Raw genomic sequence first — 1,079 nt, 5'->3', positions numbered from 1 at the left:
CCCTGTTTTGTGCGTCTCCAGAGGATGTCATCGGCGGTGACGGCCCATTCGCGTTCGACCAGCCAGCGCACCTCGATCTCGTAGAGCGTTCCACCGAAGTGGCGACCGAGATCGGCAGCGCCCGATGCAGCGCCAAGCAGTTCACCAGCATCCGTACCGTAGTTGCGCACCAGGCGCTCACCATGCACACGCTCAAGGAACGGGTAGCGCCCCACAAGTGCCTTCACCTGTTCCTCATAACCATTCACCCCGAAGTCACCACCTGGCAGATGGGAAGCCGCTGTCCACGCGTTGCCCTTTGCTCCAATGGCTGAACCGATCTTTTCCAGCGCATGTTCGGCCAGGCGACGATAGGTTGTCAGCTTGCCGCCGAACACGTTGAGAAGCGGTGCCTCGCCATCGGCGCCTTCCACCTTCAGGACGTAATCACGCGTTGCTTCCTGCGCCTTCGATGCACCATCATCGAACAGCGGGCGAACCCCCGAATAGGTCCAGACGATATCCTCCGCCTTGACCGGCTCGGAGAAATACTCGCTTGCCGCATTGCACAGATAGCTCGTCTCTTCGGCGCTGATACGCACGTTGGCCGGATCGCCGGTATAGTCGCGGTCGGTCGTGCCGATCAGCGTAAAATCCCGCTCATAGGGGATGGCGAAGATGATACGCCCATCCGGGTTCTGGAAGAAGTAGGCACGCGGATCGGCAAACTTCTTCTTCACGATGATATGGCTGCCCTGCACCAGCCGGACATTGTGGACATTGTTACGGCCGAACACGCCTGACAGCACCGTATCGACCCAGGGACCGGAGGCATTGACCAGCATGCGGGCCGTATAGACACCCGTCTGCCCGCTCTTTTCGTCAAAGGTCTCGATCCGCCAAAGGCCACCCTCGCGCCGTGCCGACACCACGCGGGTGCGGTTCAGGATCGTCGCACCGCGCTGTTGCGCATCGCGGGCATTCAGCACCACGAAACGCGCATCATCGACCCAGCCGTCGGAATATTCGAATGCCGTGGCAAACACCGGCTTCAGCGGCTTGCCGGCCACATCACGGCGCAGGTCGAGTGTCTTCGTCGC

Annotated in this window: 1 protein-coding gene; it reads right to left on the bottom strand. The window is 61.0% G+C overall.

What is annotated here, in order from left to right; all coding sequences use genetic code 11:
• Positions 1 to 1,079 (bottom strand): glycerol-3-phosphate dehydrogenase (gene glpD, locus ACIQT8_RS25240; RefSeq protein WP_400971296.1); only part of this gene is annotated, 1,079 nt, incomplete at both ends.

The organism is Agrobacterium sp. NPDC090273 (assembly GCF_044772305.1).
In the GTDB taxonomy this organism is placed as follows: Bacteria; Pseudomonadota; Alphaproteobacteria; order Rhizobiales; family Rhizobiaceae; genus Agrobacterium.
Note: the sequence above shows the minus strand (reverse complement) of the source record. Positions and strands in the feature narration are given on the sequence as shown.